Here is a 24,387-nt window from a genome sequence, read left to right on the forward strand (position 1 = left end):
AGCATTTTGTTAAGGTATAATGCTTTTAAAAAGCGGGCTTGATTGTGTGGTATATGGTGCTGAGTTTTTTAAGTAGTTTAGTTATTGTGCTGATCTCACAATATAGCTCATTATTTGTAGATAATGCTAATAAACCCCAAGGGTTTCACACCAAGAAAACCCCACGCGCTGGAGGGCTTGGGATTTTTTTAGCCTTTCTAGGAGTGGGATTTAAACTCTCTTTATTAAAACTCTTAGGTCTCTCTTTTGTGTTTTTAAGTGGGTTTTTAGAGGATTTAGGCATGTCTTTAAGCCCTAAAAGGCGTTTGTTATTGCAATCTTTAGGGGTGATTTGTGTTGTTTATACAGATCACCTAGTAATCACCCACTTTACCCCCTTTTTTAATTTGCCCTTTGTGCTAGCTTTGCCCTTTAGTGTGTTTATGCTAGTGGGTATTTCTAATGCGATGAATATCATTGATGGTTTTAACGGGCTAGCTGGGGGTTTAAGCACTATGATCTTAGCCATTCTTTACATGATTGAGCCAAATGATGTCCTTTTAGCATTATTACTAGGCGTACTAGGCTTTTTAATGCTTAATTTTCCTAAAGGTTATATTTTCTTAGGCGATGGGGGGGCTTATTTTCTGGGCTTAATGTGTGGGGTGCATTTGATGGATTTAGCCTTAAGGGGAGTTGTTAGCGTGTGGTTTGGATTAGCCTTAATGATTTATCCGGTAACAGAGGTACTTTTTTCTATTGCTAGAAAAGGACGCAAAGCAACTTTACCCGATGAGTTTCATTTACACATGCTTGTTTTTAAACTCATCGCTAAGAAAACATCTTGTAATCCTAATGCCTTAACTGGATTTTCTTTAGTTGTTTTAAATGTACCCTTCATGCTCATTAGTTTTATCTATCGCCACCAACCCCTTTTACTCTTAAGCCTTATTGGGGTATTTGTATGCGCTTATTTACTCTTTTATCAATGGCTTTTAAATTATAATAAGGAAAACCCATGCGTTTAGGTTTAAATATTGATCACATCGCCACACTTAGAGAGGCGCGCAAAATCCATGAACCTGATGTACTAGAAGCTATCTTTATTGCTAAAAATGTGGGGGTGGATTTGATCACCTTGCATTTAAGAGAAGATCGACGCCATATCCATGAAGATGATCTGTTAAGTATTCTTAAACACGCGCCTATGCCGGTTAATGTAGAATGCGCCATTGATTTAAAAATCACTAAAATTCTTTGTAAATTGCGCCCCTTTAAAGTTACTTTAGTGCCTGAAAAGCGCGCTGAAATCACCACAGAAGGAGGGCTTAATTTAGATCACCCCAAATTAGCCCAAACCATTCAAGCCTATTTAGATCAAGAAATAGAAGTTGCGCTTTTTATTGATCCAGGTTTGACAAATTTAAAGCGCGCCTTAGATTTAGGCGTGCGGGTGGTGGAGTTACACACGGGTCAATTTAGTAATCTCTATAACACTTTATACTCCAATTTCAAACACCATAAAAACCGCCTTAAAAATTTACCCAGTAGCAATATAGCCTTAAAAAACATGTTAGATCAAAGTTTAGATACATTAGAACAAAGCGCGCTGCAAGGAGAAAAGATGGGCTTAGAAATGTGTGCTGGGCATGGCTTGAATTATTTTAACGCGGGTTTAGTGGCGCGTATTGCAAGTTTAAAAGAGCTTAATATTGGGCATGCGATCATGGCTAGGGCTATTATTGTAGGGTTAGAGCGCGCCATTAAAGACATGCAAGAGATTCTTAAACATGCGCGCTAAAATTGCTATTTCTATTGGTGATGTGCAAGGAATAGGCCCTGAGATCGCTCTTAAAGCCCACCACCAGATTAGCCAAATTTGTGATCCGCTTTATTGTGTGCATTTAAAAGTACTAGAAAAAGCCAATGAACTACTAAATCACCGCTACACAAACGCACTTAAAAACATGTCTTGTTTAGAAATTAATGCCCCTATCCCAGTACTTGAGCCCGGAACAATACAAGCAGAAAGCGGGTTTTATAGTTATGCCAGTTTTTTACATGCCCTTAATTTAGCCGATTCTAAAGAAGTTAAGGGGGTTTGCACCCTACCTATTCATAAAAAAGCATGGCAACTAGCCGGGATTAATGCCCCCGGGCACACCGCGTTTTTAAGAGAACGCTACAAACAGGAGGCGATTATGATGTTAGGTTGTCCTTCTTTATGGGTTGCTCTTTTTAGCGATCACATTCCTCTAGCCCAAGTGAGTACGCGTGTGCAAGTCAAGCCTTTAGTGCAATTTTTAACCACTTTAAGCCATGCCCTCCCACAAGCGCCTCAAATTGTAGTTTTAGGGCTTGATCCACATTGTGGCGATGGGGGCGCAATTGGAATACAAGATCAAGAGGTACAAGAGGCTATCAAACAGGCTAATTTATCCTTAGAAACACCCAAATTTTTAGGGCCTATTAGCGCAGATAGTGCCTTTGCTCCCCATTTTAGAAACAATCACCGCTATTTTGTTGCGCTTTATCATGATGTAGGGTTAGCCCCGCTTAAAGCCCTTTATTTTGAGGAGAGTATTAATGTTTCGCTTAATTTGCCTATCAAACGCGCTTCTGTAGATCATGGTTGTGCCTTTGATATTGCTTATCAAAATAAGGCAAGCATTAAAAGCTATCAAAACGCGCTTGAGTGGTTGATTGTTACTTAAAGCTACCTTACTTTTACTAAACAAAAAATACAAAACTAGCTTTTAGCCTAAAGTGTGATAACCACTCTGCCAATTTGTACGCTATTTTTTATTGTATAATCATAGGCCTGTCTAATCTCAGCAAAGGGAAAAACGCGATCAATTTCAGGGCGTAGTTTGCCACTGGCTAACCCCTCGCAAATATAGGCCTTAGCACGCTTAAGACTTCCTGCATCTGCGGTGATTCTAGACAATCCATAACCGCGTAGAGTAAGGTTTTTGCTAAGAATTTCAGATGTAGGAACGCTCATATCCTCATGGCTTAATGCCGCATAAATAAAGTAGCGTCCGTTTAAAGCCATAGCTCTAAAAATCGCGTACGCGTCTTCTCCACAAAAAGGATCAAACACCATATCTACGCCTTGCCCTTTTGTGATTTCAAGAAGGCGGACTGTAATGTCATCTTGGGTGGTCAATACAAAATCCGCCCCTTTTGTTAATAAAATATCCCCTTCAGCATGGGTACGGCTAAGCGCAATAACGGTAGCTCCCTGCATTTTAGCAATCTGTATAGTAGCCAAGCTCACGCTTCTACTTGCTATCCTCAACACAACATATTCGCCTGCTTGTAAGTTAGCCAGCTCAATTAACGTCTTATAAGCTTTAACAAATGCCATCCAGCTAGCTGCTGCTTGTTCAAAAGAAAGATTTTCAAAATATTTAATAACCGCATTGGCAGGTAAATTAGCCACTTCAATATAAGTGTTAGTTAGCAGAAAGTCTGAAATCACACTCACCTTATCGCCTACTTTAACATGGCTAACATGTTCACCCACAGCGCGCACCACACCCGCACCATCATAACCCAACCTAACAGGAATCGAATTTGTATATTGCTCACTGTAATACTTGATCTCTGCACAATTAAGCCCCCATGCATGGAAGGCAACTTGTACTTCATCTACCTGTGGCGCAGGTATATCAACTCCAACAATCTCTAATACATCAAAACCGCCTGTTTGGTTAAATTGGATTTGTTTGCCCATTTTAAAATCCTTTGCTTTCGTAAAATTTATTGAAAGCTAGCACCGGTAATTTTACCCTATTTTTGCGCGCTAAAAATATCTAGAAGTGTTAGATTCTAGAAAAGTAGCTTAATTTTCCTTAGGACGCACATAGCCCTTTATTTTTACGCATTTAGTGCCAAGAAACAAAGAAAGAACCCATGGCAAGTATGGCCAAGCCTCTTTGCTTATAGTCGTGTTGATAAGTTCCCACGGCCACAAAAAGATTAGCATAGTCGGTTAAAAAAAGTTGCAAAGGATTAGAGGGGCTTGTATTCTTGTATATTTCTTGGAGTCTTGCTTGATTGGGATGTTCCATGTCTTTATTTTTAGGATAGATTTTTCCAAAACCCACCACTTCTTTGTCTTTTAGAATAGCCAGATGTTGTTCAATAATGCCCTCCCCATAATAGGGGTTGTAGAGGATGAGTAAGTTATCTTTCATTTGCCAAATCCCTTAAAAAGATCGAAGAAACTCAGTGGCCTTTTTTCCATAGTTTTTTGGCATTGAGGGCATGTAGGGCTTATGCTAGCAATATCCATTGCGCTCAAACAATCGCTTTTAAAAGACACCACTTTAGAATACCCACAAGAACACACATATTTAAAAGACTGAGGCTTGATCATACTAACTCCTCTTAAAATGGATTAATTCTACCCTAACTTTTTTAAACCTCATCTATTGCTGTGCCCCTCATCGCTCCATTAACACAAAACCCCCCTTTTAACAAATTCTAGGCAATAACTCACCCTCTGGCATTTCTAAATAACGCCTAGACCCCCACGCATTTTTTAAAAACACCCTAGGGGTTTGGCTTTGTTTGCACACAGCCCCTATAATGGCCGGGTTTGCTCCACTCTTAGCTAAAATTTCACATACACTAGTTGCATGTACACTACCAACACTCAGTACGCATACCCCCTCATTAGCCAAGACATAGGGTTCTAACCCCAAGATTTCACACACCCCCCGCACCTCCTCTAATACTGGAATATCAGCCTCCTTAATTTCAATATCTACTAAAGAAGCGCGCGCCCATTCATTAAGTACAGCAGCTAATCCACCCCTTGTTGCATCGCGCAAGGCATAAATAGGGTATCCACTTGCAAAAAGTGGCTTTAAAATAGGAAAAAGTTGTTTACAATCGCTTTGTAAGGATACGCCTAGCTGGATTTCAGAGCGCAAAGCAAAGAGTAAAGCCCCATGGCTACCAATAAAATCGCTAATGATAATACTCTGCCCCTCTTTAAGATTTTTAGCACTCAAATTAGGATAGATAGTCGGGCCTAGTGCGGTGGTGTTAATAAAGATTTTATCCATGCTATTTTTGGGTAAAACCTTTGTATCTAAAGATAAAAGCTTGAGTCCGCCTAATGTTAATTCTGTGCGCATAGAGGCTAAAATTTGCTCTAATAGTGTGATTTCAAGCCCCTCCTCTAGCATAAAACCCACACTCAAATAAGTAGGCTTTGATCCTACCATGCACACATCATTCACACTCCCACACACACTAAGCTTGCCTATATCGCCCCCAGCAAAGATAAGCGGATCAACTACAAAGCTATCTGTACTCATTGCCCATGCACCCTCTGCTTTAAACACGCCCCCATCTTCTCCATCAGCGCATAAAAACTCCCCCAAATAAGGTTTAAAGATCTGTTCAATGAGTTCTAAACTCTGCTTACCCCCATTCCCACAACTTAAGGCAACGCGATCTAGCATGAATCTCCCTAGCGATGTTTTTTAAGTTTATTGTAGTGGTTTTTATTAAAAATTTTACAAGTGTATTTGTAGTCAAAATGCTACAATATAAAGATGAAAAAACTTTTTCTCTTAGAAGATGATGTTTTATTGCACCGCATGCTAGAGGAATTTTTAAAGCACGCGGGGTTTATCGTCGTGAGCGCTTATGATAAAACACCAGCAATGGATATTTTAAGCCAACAGCATTTTGATCTATTATTACTAGATGTGCAAGTACCTGAGGGCAATAGTTTTCAAATTTTACAGATTCTAAGAGATTTAAACATCACCACCCCGGCTATTTTTATTAGTGTCTGTAGCGATATGCAAACTTTGCGGCGGGCTTTCCATGCTGGAGCTAGCGACTATCTTAAAAAACCTTTTGACCTAGAGGAATTGTATTTGCGCATGGAGCGTTTATTAACACCCCCTAGAGTACAAATTAATTCAGATTGTTTTTATGAAAATGGAGTTTTACAAAGAGGCGATCAAGATTATTTTTTAACCCCCAAGGAGAAATGCTTGTTAGAATTTTTTCTCAAACATAAAAACCAAATCTTAGGGCATGAGCAGATCATGGCCAATGTGTGGCATTATGAAAACGAGGTAGATGATTCTACTTTGCGCAGCCACATTAAAAACTTGCGTAAACTCTTGGGTAAGGAACATATCCAAAATATCAAGGGTTTAGGCTATTGTTTGAGGATTCCATGAAACTTAACATGTATGAAAAACAATCTTTAAGGCGTTTTTTTGCGCTGTTGCTAGGTTTTTCCTTTGTACTCATCACCCTCATCGCGCTTTTATTTTTACACAATGCCAAAAGTCTTATCTTAGAAAATACCCAAGTGCGTTTGCAAGCCCAGAGTAATGAGATTACTCAAGACATCATAGAAGCCCACATGCACCATTGGGACGAACCCTTTAAGACTCTAGCCCGTAGGTATAGTTACCTGCATTTTGTACTGCTAGATGGAGAACGCCATGTGCTCTATAACCACAATTTTGGTAACGCTACAAGTCTAGCTTTTTTTGGGCATGCCACTTCCTTTCCTTTGTTTTTAGATCAAAAAGATGCTTTTTATTTGGTGGATAATAAAACTTTTGGGCATTTGGGAGTGGATTTAGTGCTAATAGAGGAAGTACACCCCCACCATTTATTTGCATCGTTATACCGGCGCGTGTTATTGATCTTTTCGGGTGTGTTTATTTGTATGGGAGCGATGTCTTTCTTTCTAGCACGGCTATTTTTAAAACCATTAGCCGATGAACGATCGCGCATTAGTGCTTTTAGCCAAGACCTCGCCCACGAGTTAAATACCCCTATTGCTGCTTTACTCATTGCTGCTAAAGCCTTATTTAAACAAGAGAATAACCCCAAACTTTTAGGCATTCTAGCCAGCGCCCAGCGCATTTCTCACCTCTACTACCGCCTTGCTTATATCTCAACACAGGATTTAAACCTAGATACCCAGCTTTTAGATTTAAAAACATTAGTCGCCCAGCAAATCGCCTCTTTAGATCAAATGGCTGCCTTTTATGAGTTAGAACTCAAAAGCCATTTAGAACCTAAAACCTTTGAAGCGTGCGAGGAGGATATGGTTACTCTAGTGAGTAATTTACTCATGAATGCAATTAAATACAACCACCCGCAAGGTTTTATTCAAGTGGTGTTAAATCAAGATTTGAGTGTGTGTAATAGTGGGCAGGCTATCCCCACAGCTAAAATAGAAGCCCTCACAAAACGCTATAGCCGCCTAGATGTCCATAAAAAAGGTTATGGGATTGGTTTGGATCTAGTGCATAAAATTTGTGAACGCTACGATCTTAGATTAGAAATTAGTAGCGATCCTATCCCCTCCTCGCGCTACTATCAAAACACTTTTAAGGTGTGCTTTCCTCCAAGCTTAGCCCAGACTAAATCACTTAATGCTTAGTTTCATCTGCATTCTTGATTTGTTCTAAAATCTCAGTAATGGCTTTAAGGCTGACATGCTGTAGCGCCTTGATTTCTAAAATCTCATCAGACTCTTTAGCAGCGATTGTTTGGCTTTGGGTGATGCGTCTATACTGGCTACCTAATGGTGTGTTTAAAGAATAATCTAGTACTAGCTGTGCTTGATACTGCCCATTTTGTTCTAAAATAGCAAGGGAGAGAATATCTAACTTGATAGTGGCATAGGGGGTTGTGATATGAGGAGGGCGCGAGATAAAAAGGCAGTGTTTGGCTGCTTGTAAAAGGAGCATGTTTTTAAGCATGTTTTTAGGCAGATCAATAAACTTTGTATGTTTGGCATAATAGACTTGCCCCTGAGCATTTTTAAAGACAATTTGTTTAGTATCGTATAAATCTGCGCTTTGAATCCCAACAAGGCCTATATCATGGATTTGTGAACAAGTGGGGGCTGTAAACCCTGTTGTATTGAGATCATAATCTTTCACATCTGGCAACATTTGCTTAAGATTAAGATTCAAACAACCTGAAAAAAGTACAGAAAAACAACACACCAACCCGATGTGTTTTTTCATTTTCTATCTCCAAAAATCGTTTTATAAGGGTTGGCATCAAATTTATCAATCAAGCTAGAACCTTTTTGTACAAAATTATCAATGTTTCGTAGACTCAATTCCATTTGCATGATCAAGGGGGTGAGCATGGTTTTAAAATCATATTGTTTATCCTGAACTTTCTTATTGATGTTAAGCGCAAGTTGATCGCCATGCTCGGCTAAAGTACGGCCACTTTCAAGAAAACCATTGCCTTTTTTTAGCGTCTTTGTGGCTTGTTCTGCTGTTTGGGTTGCTTTATCTAATAGGCGCTCTAAGGCTAAACGGGTATTATCTAATCCTCCTGTAACCTTTTGGATAGAGGCAATGGTTTTGCTGATATTATCAATATTTTGGGGGCTTAAAATTTGATCGATGCTTTTAATGATGTAGAGGACTTCATTAGAAATATGCCCCGCACTACTGGTGAGTTTTTCTAAAAAGCTCTGTTCGTAGCGTAAAACCCGCTCACTATCATTTTGGCTATAAAACTCTTTAGAGTCGCTTTGTATGAGACTTAAATATTTTAACCCCACCAAACCCTGAGATTCAACTTTTAATGAAGAGTCCTTATGAATGGGTACGCGGCTTTGGATACGCAAATCTAACTTCACCATTCCCAAATGCCCCTTATCAAAAGCCACATGCTTAACAGAACCAATTTGAATCCCTTTATAATTAATGGGTGTATTAGCCCCTATCCCATTTAAATCTTTATCGGTATACATCACATAACCCATGTAATCTTTATCTTCTAAATTAAAATGCCCAAGCCATAAAATAAAGACCACCATACACACCATACAAGCTAAGAAAATGCCGCCAATGAGAGTGTAGTTTACATGCCTTTCCAAAACTTCTCTCCTCGTGTGGAATTAAATAAATTGCCCTCTTCTAAGGGGTGGGTTTTAACATGCTCAATAAAATCCTTAAGTGTACCATCAAAATCAATCAACCCGTCTTTGAGCATGATAAAACGATCCACCGTGTTTTTAACCGAGTCTAGATCGTGGGTGATCATCACCACGGTTAAGTGTAACGCTTCTTTAAGCGATAAAAGCAATGCATCAAATGTATCGGCCGAATAAGGGTCTAAACCACTTGTAGGCTCGTCTAAAAATAAAATTTCAGGATTAGTCGCCATTGCACGGGCTAATCCCACACGCTTTTTCATGCCCCCGCTAAGTTCGTAAGGATATAGATAATACACACTTGGATCTAATCCTACTCGATCCAGCCACATTTTAGAAATTTCAAGAATATTTTGCTTGGGATAAAAACTATATTCCTCCAACATCACCCCTACATTTTCTAAAACCGTAAGCGAGCTATAAAGCGCTCCAAATTGGAATAACACCCCTATACGCTGTAAAATTTGATCTCTTTGGCGATCTTTGAGTTTCCAAATATCTGTCCCAAAAACATTAATCACGCCCTTAATGGGGCGGTTGAGTAAAATTAAACTGCGCAGTAAGGTACTCTTCCCGCTCCCACTTCCTCCCAAAATAGCTAATATCTCCCCTTTAAACACTTCAAAACTCACGCCCCGATGAATCAAGCGATCCCCATAGGCATTATAGACATTATCCACCACGATGAGTTTTTGAGAGTAAGTGATATTAGACATCAAGTCTACTAAAGATCACCGAAAAAAGGGCGTCTAAAAAGATGATCCAAAATAAGGAATTGACCACGCTAATAGTGGTGAGTTGCCCAATAGACTCTGTATTGCCCTTAACCTCAAACCCGCGCATGCAACCTACTAAAGCAATGGCAAATCCCCAAAAAGGGGCTTTAATGAGCCCGATAAAAAAATGCGATAAGCCGACATTTTCATGCAAGCGCGCAACATAGTGGGCAAAGCCTATCCCTAGTTGGTATTTAATAGCAATCATCGCTCCTAAGAGTGCAAAAGCATCGGCTAAAAACACCAACAAGGGCATGGCAATAACTAAGGCTATGACTCTAGGCAAAACTAAAAAAGCAAAAGGGTTAAGCCCCATTGTCTCCATAGCATCTAATTCCTCTGTAATCTTCATGGCCCCAATTTGGGCGGTAAAACTAGAAGCACTCCGCCCGGCCACTACAAGTGCTAAAATAAAGGGGCCCATCTCCCTTAGGGCAAGTTTAGCCGTCATCTCAATACTCATCATCGGAAAGCCCAATTCTTGTAACTGCACCGCTCCCTCTAAAGCAATAGCAAAGCCCACTACAAAGACGGTTAAAATACTCACGGGTAAAACCTTAAACCCGCTTTCATGGATATGGTGGATTAAAGGCGTCCAGCATACAGATTTAGGGCGTATAAAGGCCAAGCCTACATAGTAAATAATCATGCCACAGAAATTAAAAGTATTGAGCAAAGTGTTATAAAAGGAGGCAACTCCACGCCCTAATTTTTCTAAAGGGTTGATAAAAACACGAGAAACATGTTCTTGTTTTAAAATGCTAGGATTAGCCCTAACCCAAGTTTCTACTACCTCTAAGACTCTTGCATTATAAGCGCTAGGGTTGAGAAATTCAGGTTTACGGCGGCCTAATAAATCATAAAGCAACATTAAAAACACAAAATCTAAACTAGCTACACCTTTAAAATCAATGGCTTCTATGGGAGGGGCGTCTTTAAGAATAGTTTTTAAGTGGGTCAAAGCTTTAGCAGAAGTTTTAAAATCCCAACTTCCTTGTAAAACAAGGGTGCGCGACTGGATATAGGCAGAACTTACCAAAAAAAACCCCCCTTAGTAAGAGACACTGACATATCCACCGCCATTTATGTTATGGTAGAATTATACAACATCTATGATAAATAAAACATTGGGTATATACTTTGCTCTGCAGCTTAAGTTGCTAGTTATTGTTTTGTTTGCTCTAAGTTTTTTAGGAGCAAAGAGCCATTCTAACAAACTCCTAAAATCTTTGTCTAAAGAGAGAAACAGGTTTACTAGCTTGTATAACAAACAAAAGCAACTCAAGGCTAAAAATGGCGGATTTTTTGGCGGGGGGCTTGGCACTCTTAGTATTAAGGCAGGTACGAATAATAGTTCACCACAGAATTTTCCCATTGTGTTGAGTTTTAAGGGGGGTTTTCAAAGCTATTTTAATAACTCTGTAGGGCTTAAGGTTTTTGCTGATTTAGATTTAGCCACCTCTGAGGCTAATTGGCAGTTTAATAACCCTAGAACGAACTCTTTTTTTGGAATGGTCTCTGCCGGGCTATCTCTTCCTATTGAATTTAGTTTAAGTCGCTCTTACCAACATTTCCTAGGCTTTTATGGGGGGGTGGGTGCGGGGTTTATGCTTTATATGGATAATGAACAATTTCAAATACGCAATAAAGAAGAGGTGAAAGCCTTTGGGGTGGTTGCCCAAGCGGGTATCTCTCTTACTCTTTACTCCAAGCACCGCATTGAAGCGGGGTTTAAAATTCTCCCTACTGATAAAAGCCTTCCAGATTCTAAGTACTTTAAAACTTCTGAGATGTTTAATATCATGTATCTTTATAAATTTTAAAAGAGATTTTCTAACACCCTGCTTTGGACCAAGTACATATATACCCCCGTTCCTCCCACAATGCTTAAAACAAAAATCCGCAAGTATAAATGTAACCCCACCACACTTAATAGCGCCACTAGTTCATTAAGACCATAAGGCGCGCTATTTAAAGGGCTATCTTTTAATCCATAAATAATAAGCATGCTAACAACAGCGCTCCCCAAAACCCGCCCTAAATAGAGTAAAACAGGCGCGCTTTTTTTACCGCTAAAAAACACAAAAAGCCAAGCTTTCATAACATATGTTGTAAGACCGGTGATGGCTAATGCTAAATATAAATACAAATCCATGCGTTTACTCAAGTTGGCGTCTAAAGCAGAGAAAAATAAGCCCCATAAGAATCAAAGTAGGCAATAGAAAATGCGCCTTGCCAAAGAGTAAAAAACAAATAATTGCAGAACCCAGACCAATGAGAGCACTTGCATGGCGATTTGTACTCTTCCATTGTTCTATAAAAATCACCACAAAAATAGCCACCATAATAAAAGACATGCCCGCTACATTCAGATTAAAACTACCGCCTAGTAATCCTCCAGCAATACACCCAAAAACCCAGTATACATGGTTAAGTAGGGCAATGGCAAACATGAAATCTTGGCTACTAGATTTTTGGGGTTTAGTAAGATTTAAAAGCATAAAAGTTTCATCACTCAGGGTATGGGCCATGTAAAGAATGCGTTTTTTTTGCATGGAGGCAAAGGGCTCAAGCATGGAGATGGCATAGCACATTTGGCGGATATTAACCAGAAGTACGAGCAAAAAAATATTGAGTAAACTAGCCTTAATTTCTATAAGGGCTACTAGCATAAACTGCACAGCCCCTGCATAGATAAATAAACTAACCCCCAAGATAAATAAGAGGCCATGCCCATCTTGTTTGCACAAAACCCCCCAAGTAATTCCCATCAGTGTATAGCCAAGACAAATAGGTAAAGTGTGCGGGAAAGCTTCTTGAATGGCTAGTAAAAAAGCTTTTTTAGGCATGTTTGATCTCTTTTAAACGCCAAGCACTCCAGCTTAAAGCCACTAGAGAAATGGCCATTAAAGCGCCGATGTGTTTAATCACTACGCTTAAGCTAGCCCCCATTTGATTAAGCATGACCATGCCTGAGAGAGCGTGGGTGGCTGGGACTACTTGTAAAAGTATTTGTAAAAAAGAGGGCATGAGTTCAGCAGGCCAAATAAAGCCCATCATAAAAATTAAGGGCAAAGAAGAAAGAAGTACAATTTGAGTGGCTTGGACGGGTTTGGAAAGAAAAGTACCCAATAACACCCCACAGCTAGCTGTAGAGAAGATAAAGATCATAGCAAAGATAAGTAGCGCTAAAGGGTTAGCATGGGTGTGGATACCATAATAGTTAAAAAGAACCCCTAAATACAACAAGACTAAAAATAAATAGATAAAACTAAAACAAAAACAACGGATAAGAACAAAGCTTAAAGATTCTAATAAGTTTGGGAAACACTTAGGGGTGGTGGTGGTTAAAATCCCCGTGCCAATTAAAAGGGTTTGGTGCAAAATAAAGAGCAAAACATGAGATAGGGCATAGTTAAGATAGCCTAAGGAGTAGTTATATAAGGGAATTGTTTGTAAGGAAAAAAGTTCATGCTCTCTAGTCTGATCACTTAAAAAGCGTTCTCTATCTATTTTAATTTTATGGCTCAGGTCTTGGATTGTACCCAAAGTAGCTTGGGCGATCGCACCATAAATTAAAAAATAATTAGCATTGGCATAAAGCTCAACACTAGCGGGTACGCCGGTATAAACATGCTTTTCAAAAAACTCGGGGATAAACACAATACCATATACTTTTTCCTCTTCTAAAAGTTTTTTGGCCTCTTGTAAAGAGCTAGGGAAGTATGCAATGCTCATTTCTTGGGTGGCTTCTAGTAGTTGGGTGAGTTTGTAGGATAAAAAGCTTTGATCTTTATCTACTAAAGCGATTTTTTGGTGGGTTACAATGTCGTTTTTATAAGGGAGGGGATAGAGAAAGGCATAAAATAAAGGCCCGCCTATGATGATAAAAAGCACAGCAAAATTACTAAAAATGGCTTTAAATTCTTGAGCCAATGCCTTTATCATGCCACCCCCTTTTTTTGTAGAATTAACAAACTTAAGGGCAAAAAGAGTAGGAAAAAGAGCATTTGGCTTAAAGAGTTTAAAGCTAGGCGTAAACCTTCTTGATAATGCGCTAGGGCGATGTAGCATTTAACAAAATAACTAATGGGGAGTAAAGAACTCCAAAATTCTCCTAAAGTAGACATGTTAGTTATAGGATAAGTTACCCCTACAAAGGCTAAGGAGGGGGCAGTATAGGCTGCAACAAAAGAAGCCGTGCGTACTGGGTCTTTAATGAGAGCATGGAAAAACATGACCACACTAGAAACCCCTAAAACTAATAAAACCACCGCTAGAGCTAACACCCCCCAGTGCGCATTATAAGGTTTAAGATAAGCCACTAATAAAGTACCCCAAAGGCTAAAAATAAGGGTATTAAGCCCTAGAGCCGTTAAAACTTCTCGGATATGTACGCAGTGTTGTAAAAAATTAAGCATGCCAAGAGCGACTAAGATCTGCCACATACAAGGCAAAATAGCGGTGAGTAAGAATTGAGAATAGTTATTGTGCTCGTTGTAGAGGGGGTGTAAATTGACATGCAAAGGGAAAGCTAGAGCCTTAGCCATAGTAAGATCATGGTGGGTACTTAAATTGCGCGCCACATCTTGTTTTATATCTATCGTAACTAGGGTTTGTAAAAAAGCATTAGCAAGGGTTTTACCTACCAACACATATTCAGCATTGTAATAAAGAGCTAGTGGGGTTTTAATCCCTAGTTTAACATGGCGCTCTAAGTTATGGGGTAAAACCACTACGGCATAAATTTCCTTAGAGGCAATAGCTGGCTTAGCTTCTCTTAAACTACTGTAAAAATATTTGATATTCAAAGCGCTATTCGCATTTAGGCTACTAATGATCTCTTGGCTTAAATGGCTTTTATCTAAATCTACTAACCCCACATTAAGCCGCGTAGGGATCTGCTGGTAAAAAATCCATGCCATTAAAAGCCCTAGAAAGAGTGGCATGGTACAAATTGCCCAATTAAAGCGATCGTTTAAAAACTTAGCCCACATTTTATTCTTGCGGCATATCTACAAGTACACTCATGCCCACCCGTAAATGCTGCATATCTTTTAAGGGAGTGGCTTCAATATTAAAGCTTTTCATGTCATAGCTCTGGCTAGCATTTGTACTTTTCCAAGTTGCAAAATCCCCCATGACAGCAATATGGGTGATTTTAAACTCTATATTCTCTTTTAAAGCCGGCACATAACCCTTAAAAGTAGAACCTACAGCAAAACGACTCAGGTATTTTTCAGGTATGCTCAAGCTAAGCCAAGCATTAGCCGTATCCATCACTAAAACTACAGGAAAACCCTTTGGACTAAGTTCTCCACTATAAAGTAAAACATTACTCACCTCCCCATCAATGGGGCTATAGGCATTCTTATCTTGTAAAAAAGCCTGTACTTCATTAAGTTGGCCTAAAGCCGCCTGTTCTTTTTCTTGAGCGGCAATCTTAGTATCCGAAGATGCCCCCTCTAGGGCCAGTTTATAGTGTTGGTAAGCAGCACTTTTATTAAACGAAGCGCTTTGAAAAGCCGCATAAGCCTCATCGCGCTTTTGTAAGCTAGCCACGCCTTTATCATAAAGGCTTTGGATGCGTTTATAAGTTTCCTCAGCCAAATCGCTTTGGGCTTTAGCAGCTTGATAAACATCTTTAGCGCTTTGAATTGTTTGGCTACGCGTACCCCGCAACACTTCATTGCGCATGGCTTTAGCAGCCTTATGGCTAGAGCTAGCTTGTAAGAGTTTAGCCTCTGCTTCAGGGCTATTAATGGTAAAAACCAAAGAACCCTTTTTAATAAAATCTCCCTTTTTGACTAACACATTCTCTACGCGTCCGGCTAGTTTAGAACTTACGCTATATTCTCTTGCCTCAATAAAACCCTGTAAGCGCTGTTGCTTGTGGTTATAGGCTTGGTAGTAGAGTTTAAAAAGCCAAAATAAAATCCCTAGTGCGATAAAGCCGGCCAAAATAACAGGTGTTTTAGATGACTTCATGGCTATCCTTAATAAACAAAGTCATAAAATAAGTCGGTGTGATCACTGAGCACCATTAAATCCACAAGGGCGCTGATGTACTTAAAGGCACTAGTTTTTTGTTCTACTAAAATCCCAGCTAAAGAATTGCGCGCATCTACTACTGAGGCATTTGTGCCCATTCCTTGATTAAAAGCCTCCTCTTGGAGTTTTAAATTTTCCTTAGCTAGTTCAATACTGGAGTTTAAGCTTTTGTATTCTTTAAGCAGTGCTTGGCATTGTAAATAAGTCTTGTGTACCAAAAGCTCCATATCCTTTTTAGCTTGGCTTTGTAAAGCTGCGGTTTGTAATTCATCAATTTTAGCTGCTTGATAGTGCATGATACGGCCATTGGGGGTTAAAATAGGTAGTCTTGCCCCCACACCCACAAACCATTCAGGAATCATATTCATAAACATGGAATTATTTTCTTTCATCAAGTAAGCTCCAAAGAAATTAAAATGAGGTAGGAATTTAGAAACTTGTAAATTAGTCATTTGGTGTGCGCTTTGTTTTTTAATCGCTAGGCTTCTAAGAACGGGGTAGGAATTGAGGGTTTCTTGTACAAAAAAACTAAGATTAGGCAGGGCTTTTAAACGGATATTTAAATGGGCTGTGGGGGCAAAATGAGCTTGTGAGACTGGCATGCTTTGGCTAGATAAAATGGTATTAAAAGCTAAGGCTGCTACTTCTAGCGCGTCTCTGGCCTGCATCGTTTTAATCTTGCTTTTTTCATAAGCCACTGAAGCGCTCAACACCTCTACTTTAGCAATCTGACCAGCTCTTTGGCGTTTAAGGGCGTTTTGATAGTGTTTTAAATGCCCTTGTTCTACGCCTTTAAGCACATCTAAAACTTCCATATCTAGTACTAAACCATAGTAAATTTTAACCAATTCTTGGAAAGTAGAAAGCCTTTTAAGCCTTGAAACTTCCATAGATTCTTTATGCGCTAAAGAGGCGAGTTTACTCATGTAAAACCGCGCCCCGCCCATGTAAAGCGGATAAATAATACTCAAAGCCCCCATGACAATATTTTGTTTTGAAAATAAAAAAGGCTGGGTAAGAGTATTGACCATACCCCCCATACCCTGAGCTATAGAAGACAGACCGCTAAGATCCATACTACTTAGTGTGCTCGCTAAAGCTGGGTTACTTAAAAAACGCTCCGCCCCTCCGGCTAAATTTCTAATTTGCCCCTGAGTTTTGGCATTTAAAGGAGAAATTTCAATTTGTTTACCCAAATGCACATAAAAGGCGCTTAAATCAATTTCAGGTAGAAAAGAAAGTTTAGCCGCTGTACTTAGTTTTTTAGCCTTTTTCTCGGCATAATCTTGGGCTTTAATCCCCTCATAATTAGCTAACACAATCCCCCAAGCCTGTTTCAGAGAGATTAAAGAAGGGTGGTCTGAAAACACTTTTGGAGAGGATTTAATCGTTTCAAGCGTATTAAAATCTGTTGTACCTTTTCCTTCTGAAGGTATTGCTTGCATTGATCCAACTAATAACCCCATACACATAATCCATTTTATCCCTTTCAACCGCATCAAATATCCTTCTTCATAAGCTTAAGTTTTCTAATGCGTGCCTTGTCCATATCTAGTACTTCAAAAATGCATTTTGCATCGCCTACCACATCGCCTACTTCAGGCAAGCGCTCTAATAAACTAAAAACATATCCCCCCAAAGTTACTTGTTTATAATTCTGATCAAAGCGAAATCCTAAAAGCTCTTCAATATCCTCTAAGTCTACCATACCATCGCATTCAAAAGTGTGCTCGTCTAATCTTTTAATCCCTTCTTTACTCAGATCGTGTTCTTCATAAATATTACCCATAATTTCCTCAATAATATCATCCATCGTGAGTAATCCAGAAGTCCCCCCGTATTCATCTACAACAAGGGCCATATGCCGCTGTTGTTGATTCATTTTAATTAAAATTTGTGAAATAGAGGCACTTTCTGGCACAATTAGCATTTCTTTTAACATGCAACGCAAATCCAGCTCTTTTTGATCGGCTAGAGAGACAGATAAAATATCTCTGATGTGTACCACGCCTAAAATGTTGTCTTTATGTTCCTCACAGCAAGGATAACGGGTAAAGGGATGTTTTAGAATAGTACGCATGTTTTCCTCATAAGAGTGTTGTACATCCAAACACACCATATCATTACGCGGAGTCATGATCTCTTTAGCGCTAGTATCTGAAAAATCCACCGCGTTTTTAATGATCTCCTCCTCCACATAATCAATCACCCCTCCGCGTAAGCTCTCTCCTACAATGATTTTAATCTCTTCCTCAGAATGTGCGGTGGTTTGTTCTGGTTCAATGCTAAAAGGTTTTAAAACAAGCCTAGCTAAAAAATCAAAGAGATTAACAATGGGGTAGGAAACCAACCAAAACGCATGCAAAGGCCTAGCAATCCAAAGTACAACACTTTCTGAGCGTACAATGGCAATAGATTTAGGCACAATTTCGCCTAAAATCACATGTAAAAGTGTAATTAAACTAAAGGCGATCACAACGCTTATCCCATGAATGACTCCATGTAAACTTTCAAAGCGCACCCATTTTTGGATAAAGAGGGTGATAAAATGGGCAATGGCTGGTTCGCCTAGCCAACCTAAACCTAAAGAAGAGAGGGTTACACCTAACTGGGTAGCGCTTAAATAAGTGTTGATTGAAGCGTTGATTTTTAAAGCCAAAACAGCGTTTTTATTATTCTGTAAACTCAGTTCTTCTAATTTGGAGCGCCTAACCTTTACGATTGCAAATTCTGAAAGAACAAAAAACGCATTGAGCAAAATCAAAAGGAGCGCAAGGGTGAACATTAGAATCGGTTCGTAATCCAATCACTCTCCTTAAAATTTTAGGGTAGATTTAATATAGCAGCAGTTGCAAAAAACTAGAGCCTTTCTACAATTCTAAAAAAATCCACTAAATAATACCCTAAAGCGCCTAACAATGCCGAGATAGGCACGGTAACTAGCCATGCCGTGATGATTCTTTTAATCACTGAACGCTTCACTAGCTCGCTTTTATAAGCCTTTTTAAGCGATTTGCGCTCTTTTTTACTCAGACCCACCGTGTACTCTAGGGTGTTATTTTCTTTTTGCAAGGCCTTAAGGTAGGCTAACATCTCTTTTTTTTGTCTGGGATTGGCTTTTTCAAAACGATCTAAAAAATTTTTAACAACCGCCTCATCTTCCCCGTGGTGGGCGTCTAAAATCATCTGTTTCATCTCAAACAAACGCTTTTGTAAGAATTCGCGTAAAAAACCCACCCCAAAAACCGCCCCGATAGTGATATGGGTAGAGCTTACAGGAAGACCTAATTTAGAGGCTAATAAAACCGTGATCACCGTTGCCATAGCAATACAAAAGGCTTGCATTTTATCTAACTCCGTGATCTCACTGCCTACGGTTTTAATTAATCTTGGCCCATATAAACTCAAACCTGTAGCAATGCCAAGCCCACCAATGAGCATAATCCATGCAGGCGCGTAGGCTTTAGTAGGAATGGCATGGTTGCCCCACTCTTGCAGGCTTTGTACAATGGCAGCTAAAGGGCCTACAGCATTGGCTACATCATTGGCCCCATGGGCAAAACTTAAAAGGGCTGCGCTAAAAATTAAAGGCCAAGTAAAGAGGGTGTGTACACTCTCTCTTGTGTTTTCTAAACTAGGTAATTTTTTCTTAACATAACTTCTAAAGCCTACATAAGCTATCAAACCCACCACCACACTTAAGCCTAGTTCCTGCCACATTTTTAAAGTCAGGTGTAATATCTTAGCCAGCATAAACCAGCTAAAAGATAACCCCATTCCCCCAACAATTGCAGACATGGATTTTAAAGCGGCTGCTTTTTTATCCTCTCTATCGCTTAGAATGTATTTAAAAAGCACCAACAAGCCCATAGCAATTCCCCCGCCCATTAAAGGAGAAATGATCCAACTGCCTACAATCCCCCCCAAAAAAGACCAATTTACAGCCCCCAAACCTCCAGCCACTAAACCTGCCCCCAAAATCCCGCCTACAATGGAGTGTGTGGTGGATACGGGTGCGCCAATGGCTGTGGCTAGGTGTAACCAAATTGCTCCAGAAAGCAAAGCAGAAAACATCATGCCCACAAACACCGCTGTACTTTGAATGTGATCTGGATTGATGATTTTACCCTTAATGCTTTGTACCACCTCAGAACCAGCTAACACCGCCCCTAATACCTCACAAATGGCCGCAATTAAAATAGCCATGCTTAAAGTAATGGCTTGTGAGCCCACTAAGGGGCCTACATTATTAGCCACATCATTAGCCCCAATATTCATCGCCATATACCCGCCTACAACGGTGGCTAGAGCTAATAAGGGCATGTGCAAACGAGCATGCCCAAAGAAAAGCGCCATGCCGGCAATGATCACGACAAAGAGAATGGCTAAAGTGATCTTGACATTGTCGCGCTGGAGTTTTCTAAAGGCTTTTTGGAATGAAGGAGCGCTTTTGGATTTCATTGCGGGGCTCACTTTAATATAAAATTCTCTAAACAATGCTTAAATTAGCCCTAGTTGTAGTTACTATCCATTTGTATTTTTAGGGTTATAGGCTATAATAAATTTTGCTTTATGGAGGCTCAAATGGTGTTTAGTGATCAAGAATTACAAAAACCTGTACAAAAGGCTTTAGAAAAAATCCGCCCTATGCTTCTTAGAGACGGGGGCGATGTGGTGCTTTTAGGGATTAAAGAGGCTAAGGTTTATGTGAGTTTAGAGGGAGCATGTAAGGGTTGTTCTAGCAGTGCTAATACCCTTAAATTTGGCATTGAGCGTTGTTTGCAAGAGGAAATCCACCCAGATATGGAGGTTGTACATGTCTCTAAAGAACAATATGCGCGACTTTTTTCTTAAAGGTTACCGGATTTATGACCAATGACCCGAAAAAGCGAGCATTGAGTGCACGGGGTTATGAAGCTTTTTTACAAAAGCAGTACTTTAGAGCTATTTTTTTATTCGGGCAAGCGTTGTTTTTAGACTCCACAGATGGCCATGCTAGAATTGGGTTGCTTCTTAGCGATATTGCTTTGGATTTTCCTAAAGAAGCCCATAGCTTTTACGAGCTTTATAAAAATTTGCTAGATTCCCAGCCACGCCGTTATAAAATCAGTATCCAAAACCAAATCCTAGACCTTATTTCTTCTTTTGATGAGAGTTTAAGCAGAATGGCTCAGGCTTTTGGGGAGGAAAACCAACTCAAAACAGAAGGTTTAGACGGGATTTTATACGCAGATTTTAAAGCCATGTGTGTGGGGAAAAATTTTAAAGAAGTGTTTGAAAATCTCATGTTTAGTACAAAGGTGATCTTTGATAAAAGGGAGGATTTTTACGAGTTTTTAGATAACTTGGTTGAAAATGCCTTTTATGATATGTCTATTTCTTACATTGAAAACATGCGCGAACTTTTATGGTATGACTCAAGAATTTCTGCCATTTTGCAAAAAGCTCTCATGCTAGAAAAACAATCCCCAAAAGCACACAAGAAGTGAAAATTTCTAAGAAAATCCAGATTGGGCGGTGTTTTACACATCTTAGCGATGATACAAGAGAGTTAGATCAAGATACTTTATTAGTACAAACCCCCACTAATACGCGATTTGTACAGGAGTATTTAAAGGAGCACCGCGTGCCTTGTATCCATGCTAAAGAGCTTAAAAAATATTTTAATACAGATGTTAAGATCATTGGCATTACAGGTACTAATGGGAAAACCACGACGGCTAGTTTGATTTATTCCTTGCTTTTAGATTTGGGGTATTCATGTGCGCTTTTAGGTACACGGGGGTTTTTCTTCAATGATTCTTGCTTAAAACAAAAGGGTTTAACCACACCTAGCCTTTTAGAAGTCTATGCCAATATAGAGGAGGCTATAAAAAGAGGGGCGCATTATTTTGTGATGGAGGTGAGTTCTCATGCCATTAATCAGGAGCGCATTTTAGGGTTAGATTTTAGCGCTAAAGTAATTACCAATATCACTAGCGATCATTTAGATTATCATGGCAACTTAGAAGAGTATCGCCGCGTGAAAAATGCATTTTTAAGCGATGAGAGTTTAAAAATCATTAACCGCGATGATGCCTTTGTGCGCTTTAACCCTAAAAATGCCTATGGTTATGCCATTGAGCATAAAACCCATTTAAGCGTGAATGCCTATAGTTTACAGGGTCTGAGTGCGCATATTTGTTTTACTGAAAAACCCGGCCGTTATCAAAATTCTGAACTTGAAGAGGGCTTATTATACTCGCCTCTTGTAGGAAGGCATAATCTTTATAATCTCTTAGCTGGAATTTTATGTGTCAAGCTATTAACTAAAGAACCCTTAAAAACACTCTGTGATTTAATCCCGCATTTTCTAGGGGTAAAGGGGCGTATGGAGGTAGTGCATGAGCAACCTCTAGTGATCGTAGATTTTGCCCATACTGCCGATGGGTTTGAGCAAATTTTTAATAGTTTTAAAACAAAAAAGATCAAAGCGCTTTTTGGAGCGGGGGGTAATCGGGATAAAAGCAAACGCCCCTTAATGGGAGCCATTGCTTGCAAATACGCCTCTAAAGTTTATATCACTTCTGATAACCCGCGCTATGAAGAACCTATGGCTATTATGCAAGATATTTTAGTGGGCATTGCTGTAGAAAAACGCGACAAGGTGATTTTAGAGATTAATCGCTACAAGGCAATTTGTTTGGCTCTGCAAGAACTTAAAAGCGATGAGATTTTACTCATTTTGGGTAAGGGTGATGAGAGTGTACAAATCATTGGTGATCAAATCATTCCTTTTGATGATACAGAGGTTGTTAAAACTTATTATAAGGAACAAGGTCTATGAAAGATTGTTATTTGTGGTGTGATTTTATTGAACGCAGTTTTTTAGAGGATCAATTTTTAACCCTTGTAGAAAAACGGCATGTTTTTGGCGCGACTTCTAACCCGGTTTTATTTGCCAAAGCCCTTAGTAAGCCCGCCTATAGAGAAGACATTGCTAAGCTTAAGAGTACTAAAAGTACGGCTAAGGATATTTATGAAAACTTAGTGATTACAGATATTAAAAGATGTGCTCAAATTTTGCTTCCTTTATGGGAACAAAATAGAGCTACAGGGTATATTAGTTTAGAAATCGATCCTTTTTTAGCTAATCAAGTACAGGCAAGTATTAAAGAAGCCCTTTTTTTATTCCAACAAATCAATATGCCTAATGTGATGATTAAAGTACCAGCCACTCAATCTGGCTTAGAGATAATGGAGTATCTAGCAGGCCGCAATATCCCCTTAAATGCGACTTTAGTTTTTGATCCCAAACAGGCACAAGATTGTACCCTAGCACTTTTAAAAACAAAGATGGCAGTTGTGAGTATTTTTGTCTCTAGGATTGATACTCTAGCCAATCATAAACTTTCTGCTACGCAAGCGCATTTAAAAAACCAAGTAGGGATTGCTAATGCCTTAGCTTGCTATGATAAAGTGCGCGCTGTAAGTGATCAAATCTATCCGCTTTTTGCTAGCACAGGGGTTAAAGACTTGACCCTACCCAAAGACTATTACCTCCAAGCTCTTAAACTAGAGCATAGCATTAGCACCGCTCCACTAGATGTACTAGATGCCTATTATAACAGCCCTAGCTCCCCCTCTATAAAAAAAGAAGAAATCAACCTAGAAAATTTAAATTTGGCCTACGAACAACTTTTAGATGAGGGTTTGAGTGCCTTTAAAAGCGCCTTTGAAGCATTACTTAAAGCACTAGCCTAGCATAGATTCTATTAAAGCCATGCGCATGGCAACACCTAGTTTAACCTGTTCTAGGATTTTACAGCGCGAATCATTGAGTAATTTATCCTCAATATCAATATTGTGGTGTACGGGTCCGGGGTGTAGAATGATGATCTCTTTATCTTGTAACATAGAGGCCTTAAGGCAGTAGTGATACGCATAATCTTGTAAAGAACCATAGGTTTGTAAAGAATGCCGTTCAGTTTGGGTACGCAAACACATCACAATATCTACTTCTTTTAAAGCTTCGTTTAAATTATGGGTGTGTGCAAAAGAGGTTTGTGGGAGAAAATGAGGCGGAGAGACAAGGATAATTTCTAATCCAAAACGGGGTAATAATTCCATGTTGCTATTGGCTACCCGCGAATTTTTAACATCGCCTATAATGGCTATTTTTTTGCCCTTTAAATTCCCTTTAAAGTGGTTATAAAGGGTGAGTAAATCTAAAAGCGCTTGGGTGGGGTGGGCTAGAGAGCCACTACCGGCATTAATGAGTGCACATGTGAGGTGTTTAGCAAAAAAGAGGGCTGCACTGGAGTAATGGTGGCGGGTGATGATTAAATCTACTTGCATGGCTTGCAAATTTAAAAGCGTGTCTAATAAAGTCTCGCCCTTTTTAGTTGAACTACCCTCTACATTAAAAACATTAAAATGGGCATTTAAACGGCAACTTGCGGTTTGAAAACTAGCAATGGTACGGGTAGAGTGTTCAAAGAAAAGTGCCAAAATAACTTTATTCTTTAAAGAAGGCGCGCCTTGTAGGTTTTGATCTAGTAAAGTGTTGGCGCGTTTTAAAAGTGTTAGCACTTGTGCATTGTTTAGGTCTTTTGTGCTGATGAGGTGTTTTAGCATGGGTAT

The 24,387-nt window shown here is 39.4% G+C and carries 26 protein-coding genes and 1 pseudogene; 10 read left to right on the top strand and 17 right to left on the bottom strand.

Annotated features, from left to right (window positions below):
- The first annotated feature begins 41 nt into the window (after positions 1–41).
- The 3 genes from G6Q06_RS00345 to pdxA are packed head-to-tail and all read left to right on the top strand — an operon-like array spanning position 42 to position 2,693.
- Positions 42–1,007, top strand: a complete 966-nt coding sequence (locus tag G6Q06_RS00345; protein ID WP_205435743.1) for a glycosyltransferase family 4 protein — start codon at positions 42–44, stop codon at positions 1,005–1,007.
- Positions 998–1,780, top strand: a complete 783-nt coding sequence (locus G6Q06_RS00350) for a pyridoxine 5'-phosphate synthase (protein WP_163565367.1) — start codon at positions 998–1,000, stop codon at positions 1,778–1,780. Before G6Q06_RS00345 ends, G6Q06_RS00350 begins: the two co-directional genes overlap by 10 nt.
- Complete coding sequence (gene pdxA / locus G6Q06_RS00355) at positions 1,770–2,693, top strand: 4-hydroxythreonine-4-phosphate dehydrogenase (protein WP_163565368.1); 924 nt, start codon at positions 1,770–1,772, stop codon at positions 2,691–2,693. Before G6Q06_RS00350 ends, pdxA begins: the two co-directional genes overlap by 11 nt.
- Before the next feature lie 47 nt (positions 2,694–2,740).
- Here pdxA and G6Q06_RS00360 read toward each other — a convergent pair whose 3' ends face one another.
- The 4 genes and pseudogenes from G6Q06_RS00360 to hypE all read right to left on the bottom strand — a co-directional run bounded on the left by G6Q06_RS00360 (position 2,741) and on the right by hypE (position 5,459).
- Positions 2,741–3,718, bottom strand: coding sequence for a zinc-dependent alcohol dehydrogenase family protein (locus tag G6Q06_RS00360; protein ID WP_163565369.1), 978 nt, complete (start codon positions 3,716–3,718; stop codon positions 2,741–2,743).
- Between the two features lie 232 nt (positions 3,719–3,950).
- Positions 3,951–4,181 (bottom strand): annotated as a pseudogene (locus G6Q06_RS00365) (HP0729 family protein); the annotation flags it as partial.
- Positions 4,178–4,363, bottom strand: a complete 186-nt coding sequence (locus G6Q06_RS00370) for a hypothetical protein (RefSeq protein ID WP_163565371.1) — start codon at positions 4,361–4,363, stop codon at positions 4,178–4,180. The gene G6Q06_RS00370 and the pseudogene G6Q06_RS00365, both read right to left, overlap by 4 nt.
- Positions 4,364–4,460: 97 nt before the next feature.
- Entirely contained in the window at positions 4,461–5,459 is a 999-nt protein-coding gene (gene hypE / locus G6Q06_RS00375; protein ID WP_163565372.1) for a hydrogenase expression/formation protein HypE, read from the bottom strand.
- Positions 5,460–5,546: 87 nt separating this feature from the next.
- Here hypE and crdR point away from each other — a divergent pair, with 87 nt between their 5' ends.
- Complete coding sequence (gene crdR / locus G6Q06_RS00380) at positions 5,547–6,194, top strand: copper response regulator transcription factor CrdR (protein WP_163535213.1); 648 nt, start codon at positions 5,547–5,549, stop codon at positions 6,192–6,194.
- On the top strand, positions 6,191–7,417 hold the full coding sequence (locus G6Q06_RS00385; protein ID WP_205435687.1) for a sensor histidine kinase: 1,227 nt from the start codon (positions 6,191–6,193) through the stop codon (positions 7,415–7,417). Before crdR ends, G6Q06_RS00385 begins: the two co-directional genes overlap by 4 nt.
- Here the strand turns inward: G6Q06_RS00385 and G6Q06_RS00390 are convergent.
- The 4 genes from G6Q06_RS00390 to G6Q06_RS00405 are packed head-to-tail and all read right to left on the bottom strand — an operon-like array spanning position 7,407 to position 10,753.
- Positions 7,407–8,009 (bottom strand): hypothetical protein, encoded by a 603-nt coding sequence (locus G6Q06_RS00390; protein ID WP_163565374.1) that lies wholly within the window; start codon positions 8,007–8,009, stop codon positions 7,407–7,409. The genes G6Q06_RS00385 and G6Q06_RS00390 overlap by 11 nt on opposite strands.
- Positions 8,006–8,881 carry an MlaD family protein gene (locus G6Q06_RS00395; RefSeq protein ID WP_163565375.1) on the bottom strand — a complete coding sequence of 292 codons (876 nt, stop codon included), beginning with the start codon at positions 8,879–8,881 and terminating at the stop codon, positions 8,006–8,008. The genes G6Q06_RS00390 and G6Q06_RS00395 overlap by 4 nt, the downstream gene beginning before the upstream one ends.
- Entirely contained in the window at positions 8,866–9,654 is a 789-nt protein-coding gene (locus G6Q06_RS00400; protein WP_163533080.1) for an ABC transporter ATP-binding protein, read from the bottom strand. The genes G6Q06_RS00395 and G6Q06_RS00400 overlap by 16 nt, the downstream gene beginning before the upstream one ends.
- Entirely contained in the window at positions 9,647–10,753 is a 1,107-nt protein-coding gene (locus G6Q06_RS00405; protein ID WP_163563831.1) for an MlaE family lipid ABC transporter permease subunit, read from the bottom strand. The genes G6Q06_RS00400 and G6Q06_RS00405 overlap by 8 nt, the downstream gene beginning before the upstream one ends.
- A gap of 220 nt (positions 10,754–10,973) precedes the next feature.
- On the opposite strand from G6Q06_RS00405, the gene G6Q06_RS00410 reads away from it, so the two are divergent.
- Positions 10,974–11,537: an outer membrane beta-barrel protein gene (locus G6Q06_RS00410; RefSeq protein ID WP_240329124.1), complete on the top strand. Its 564-nt coding sequence runs from the start codon at positions 10,974–10,976 to the stop codon at positions 11,535–11,537.
- On the opposite strand, the gene G6Q06_RS00415 is transcribed toward G6Q06_RS00410, so the two are convergent.
- From G6Q06_RS00415 to G6Q06_RS00450, 8 genes are all read right to left on the bottom strand, one after another.
- Complete coding sequence (locus G6Q06_RS00415) at positions 11,534–11,869, bottom strand: branched-chain amino acid transporter permease (protein ID WP_163535199.1); 336 nt, start codon at positions 11,867–11,869, stop codon at positions 11,534–11,536. The genes G6Q06_RS00410 and G6Q06_RS00415 overlap by 4 nt on opposite strands.
- 4 nt (positions 11,870–11,873) lie before the next feature.
- The gene (locus G6Q06_RS00420; RefSeq protein ID WP_163565377.1) at positions 11,874–12,563 is read right to left on the bottom strand and encodes an AzlC family ABC transporter permease; all 690 of its coding nucleotides are present in this window, start codon (positions 12,561–12,563) and stop codon (positions 11,874–11,876) included.
- Entirely contained in the window at positions 12,556–13,662 is a 1,107-nt protein-coding gene (locus G6Q06_RS00425) for an ABC transporter permease (RefSeq protein ID WP_163533075.1), read from the bottom strand. Before G6Q06_RS00425 ends, G6Q06_RS00420 begins: the two co-directional genes overlap by 8 nt.
- A complete protein-coding gene (locus G6Q06_RS00430) occupies positions 13,659–14,711 on the bottom strand; it encodes an ABC transporter permease (protein ID WP_240329125.1) in 1,053 nt (350 codons plus the stop codon). The genes G6Q06_RS00425 and G6Q06_RS00430 overlap by 4 nt, the downstream gene beginning before the upstream one ends.
- A gap of 1 nt (position 14,712) precedes the next feature.
- On the bottom strand, positions 14,713–15,702 hold the full coding sequence (locus G6Q06_RS00435) for an HlyD family secretion protein (protein ID WP_240329126.1): 990 nt from the start codon (positions 15,700–15,702) through the stop codon (positions 14,713–14,715).
- Positions 15,703–15,710: 8 nt separating this feature from the next.
- Complete coding sequence (locus G6Q06_RS00440) at positions 15,711–17,264, bottom strand: TolC family protein (RefSeq protein WP_430734569.1); 1,554 nt, start codon at positions 17,262–17,264, stop codon at positions 15,711–15,713.
- Complete coding sequence (locus tag G6Q06_RS00445; protein ID WP_205435745.1) at positions 17,264–18,550, bottom strand: hemolysin family protein; 1,287 nt, start codon at positions 18,548–18,550, stop codon at positions 17,264–17,266. The genes G6Q06_RS00440 and G6Q06_RS00445 overlap by 1 nt, the downstream gene beginning before the upstream one ends.
- 74 nt (positions 18,551–18,624) lie before the next feature.
- Positions 18,625–20,226 carry an inorganic phosphate transporter gene (locus tag G6Q06_RS00450; RefSeq protein ID WP_205426639.1) on the bottom strand — a complete coding sequence of 534 codons (1,602 nt, stop codon included), beginning with the start codon at positions 20,224–20,226 and terminating at the stop codon, positions 18,625–18,627.
- A 123-nt stretch (positions 20,227–20,349) separates the two neighbouring features.
- Between G6Q06_RS00450 and G6Q06_RS00455 the strand changes: the two genes are divergently transcribed.
- Genes G6Q06_RS00455 through tal form a run of 4 tightly spaced genes read left to right on the top strand, consistent with a single transcriptional unit; the run spans position 20,350 to position 23,508 of the window.
- Entirely contained in the window at positions 20,350–20,619 is a 270-nt protein-coding gene (locus G6Q06_RS00455; RefSeq protein WP_163533215.1) for a NifU family protein, read from the top strand.
- 14 nt (positions 20,620–20,633) lie between these two features.
- Positions 20,634–21,254 carry a histidine kinase gene (locus G6Q06_RS00460; protein WP_205426638.1) on the top strand — a complete coding sequence of 207 codons (621 nt, stop codon included), beginning with the start codon at positions 20,634–20,636 and terminating at the stop codon, positions 21,252–21,254.
- Complete coding sequence (locus tag G6Q06_RS00465; RefSeq protein WP_163565379.1) at positions 21,251–22,591, top strand: UDP-N-acetylmuramoyl-L-alanyl-D-glutamate--2,6-diaminopimelate ligase; 1,341 nt, start codon at positions 21,251–21,253, stop codon at positions 22,589–22,591. Before G6Q06_RS00460 ends, G6Q06_RS00465 begins: the two co-directional genes overlap by 4 nt.
- The gene (gene tal, locus G6Q06_RS00470; protein WP_163565380.1) at positions 22,588–23,508 is read left to right on the top strand and encodes a transaldolase; all 921 of its coding nucleotides are present in this window, start codon (positions 22,588–22,590) and stop codon (positions 23,506–23,508) included. The genes G6Q06_RS00465 and tal overlap by 4 nt, the downstream gene beginning before the upstream one ends.
- Here tal and G6Q06_RS00475 read toward each other — a convergent pair.
- Positions 23,500–24,381 (bottom strand): aspartate carbamoyltransferase catalytic subunit, encoded by an 882-nt coding sequence (locus G6Q06_RS00475; protein ID WP_205426637.1) that lies wholly within the window; start codon positions 24,379–24,381, stop codon positions 23,500–23,502. The genes tal and G6Q06_RS00475 overlap by 9 nt on opposite strands.
- Positions 24,382–24,387: the final 6 nt, after the last annotated feature.

Source organism: Helicobacter suis, from assembly GCF_902196135.1.
Classification (GTDB): Bacteria; Campylobacterota; Campylobacteria; order Campylobacterales; family Helicobacteraceae; genus Helicobacter; species Helicobacter suis_A.

Bases quoted from the DNA above. Each gene is read 5' to 3' on its own strand.
- G6Q06_RS00350 (WP_163565367.1), top strand. From the start codon at position 998: ATGCGTTTAGGTTTAAATATTGATCACATCGCCACACTTAGAGAGGCG.
- pdxA (WP_163565368.1), top strand. From the start codon at position 1,770: ATGCGCGCTAAAATTGCTATTTCTATTGGTGATGTGCAAGGAATAGGC.
- G6Q06_RS00360 (WP_163565369.1), bottom strand. From the start codon at position 3,718: ATGGGCAAACAAATCCAATTTAACCAAACAGGCGGTTTTGATGTATTA.
- G6Q06_RS00370 (WP_163565371.1), bottom strand. From the start codon at position 4,363: ATGATCAAGCCTCAGTCTTTTAAATATGTGTGTTCTTGTGGGTATTCT.
- hypE (WP_163565372.1), bottom strand. From the start codon at position 5,459: ATGCTAGATCGCGTTGCCTTAAGTTGTGGGAATGGGGGTAAGCAGAGT.
- G6Q06_RS00385 (WP_205435687.1), top strand. From the start codon at position 6,191: ATGAAACTTAACATGTATGAAAAACAATCTTTAAGGCGTTTTTTTGCG.
- G6Q06_RS00390 (WP_163565374.1), bottom strand. From the start codon at position 8,009: ATGAAAAAACACATCGGGTTGGTGTGTTGTTTTTCTGTACTTTTTTCA.
- G6Q06_RS00400 (WP_163533080.1), bottom strand. From the start codon at position 9,654: ATGTCTAATATCACTTACTCTCAAAAACTCATCGTGGTGGATAATGTC.
- G6Q06_RS00415 (WP_163535199.1), bottom strand. From the start codon at position 11,869: ATGGATTTGTATTTATATTTAGCATTAGCCATCACCGGTCTTACAACA.
- G6Q06_RS00420 (WP_163565377.1), bottom strand. From the start codon at position 12,563: ATGCCTAAAAAAGCTTTTTTACTAGCCATTCAAGAAGCTTTCCCGCAC.
- G6Q06_RS00425 (WP_163533075.1), bottom strand. From the start codon at position 13,662: ATGATAAAGGCATTGGCTCAAGAATTTAAAGCCATTTTTAGTAATTTT.
- G6Q06_RS00430 (WP_240329125.1), bottom strand. From the start codon at position 14,711: ATGTGGGCTAAGTTTTTAAACGATCGCTTTAATTGGGCAATTTGTACC.
- G6Q06_RS00435 (WP_240329126.1), bottom strand. From the start codon at position 15,702: ATGAAGTCATCTAAAACACCTGTTATTTTGGCCGGCTTTATCGCACTA.
- G6Q06_RS00440 (WP_430734569.1), bottom strand. From the start codon at position 17,264: ATGCGGTTGAAAGGGATAAAATGGATTATGTGTATGGGGTTATTAGTT.
- G6Q06_RS00445 (WP_205435745.1), bottom strand. From the start codon at position 18,550: ATGTTCACCCTTGCGCTCCTTTTGATTTTGCTCAATGCGTTTTTTGTT.
- G6Q06_RS00450 (WP_205426639.1), bottom strand. From the start codon at position 20,226: ATGAAATCCAAAAGCGCTCCTTCATTCCAAAAAGCCTTTAGAAAACTC.
- G6Q06_RS00455 (WP_163533215.1), top strand. From the start codon at position 20,350: ATGGTGTTTAGTGATCAAGAATTACAAAAACCTGTACAAAAGGCTTTA.
- G6Q06_RS00460 (WP_205426638.1), top strand. From the start codon at position 20,634: ATGACCAATGACCCGAAAAAGCGAGCATTGAGTGCACGGGGTTATGAA.
- tal (WP_163565380.1), top strand. From the start codon at position 22,588: ATGAAAGATTGTTATTTGTGGTGTGATTTTATTGAACGCAGTTTTTTA.
- G6Q06_RS00475 (WP_205426637.1), bottom strand. From the start codon at position 24,381: ATGCTAAAACACCTCATCAGCACAAAAGACCTAAACAATGCACAAGTG.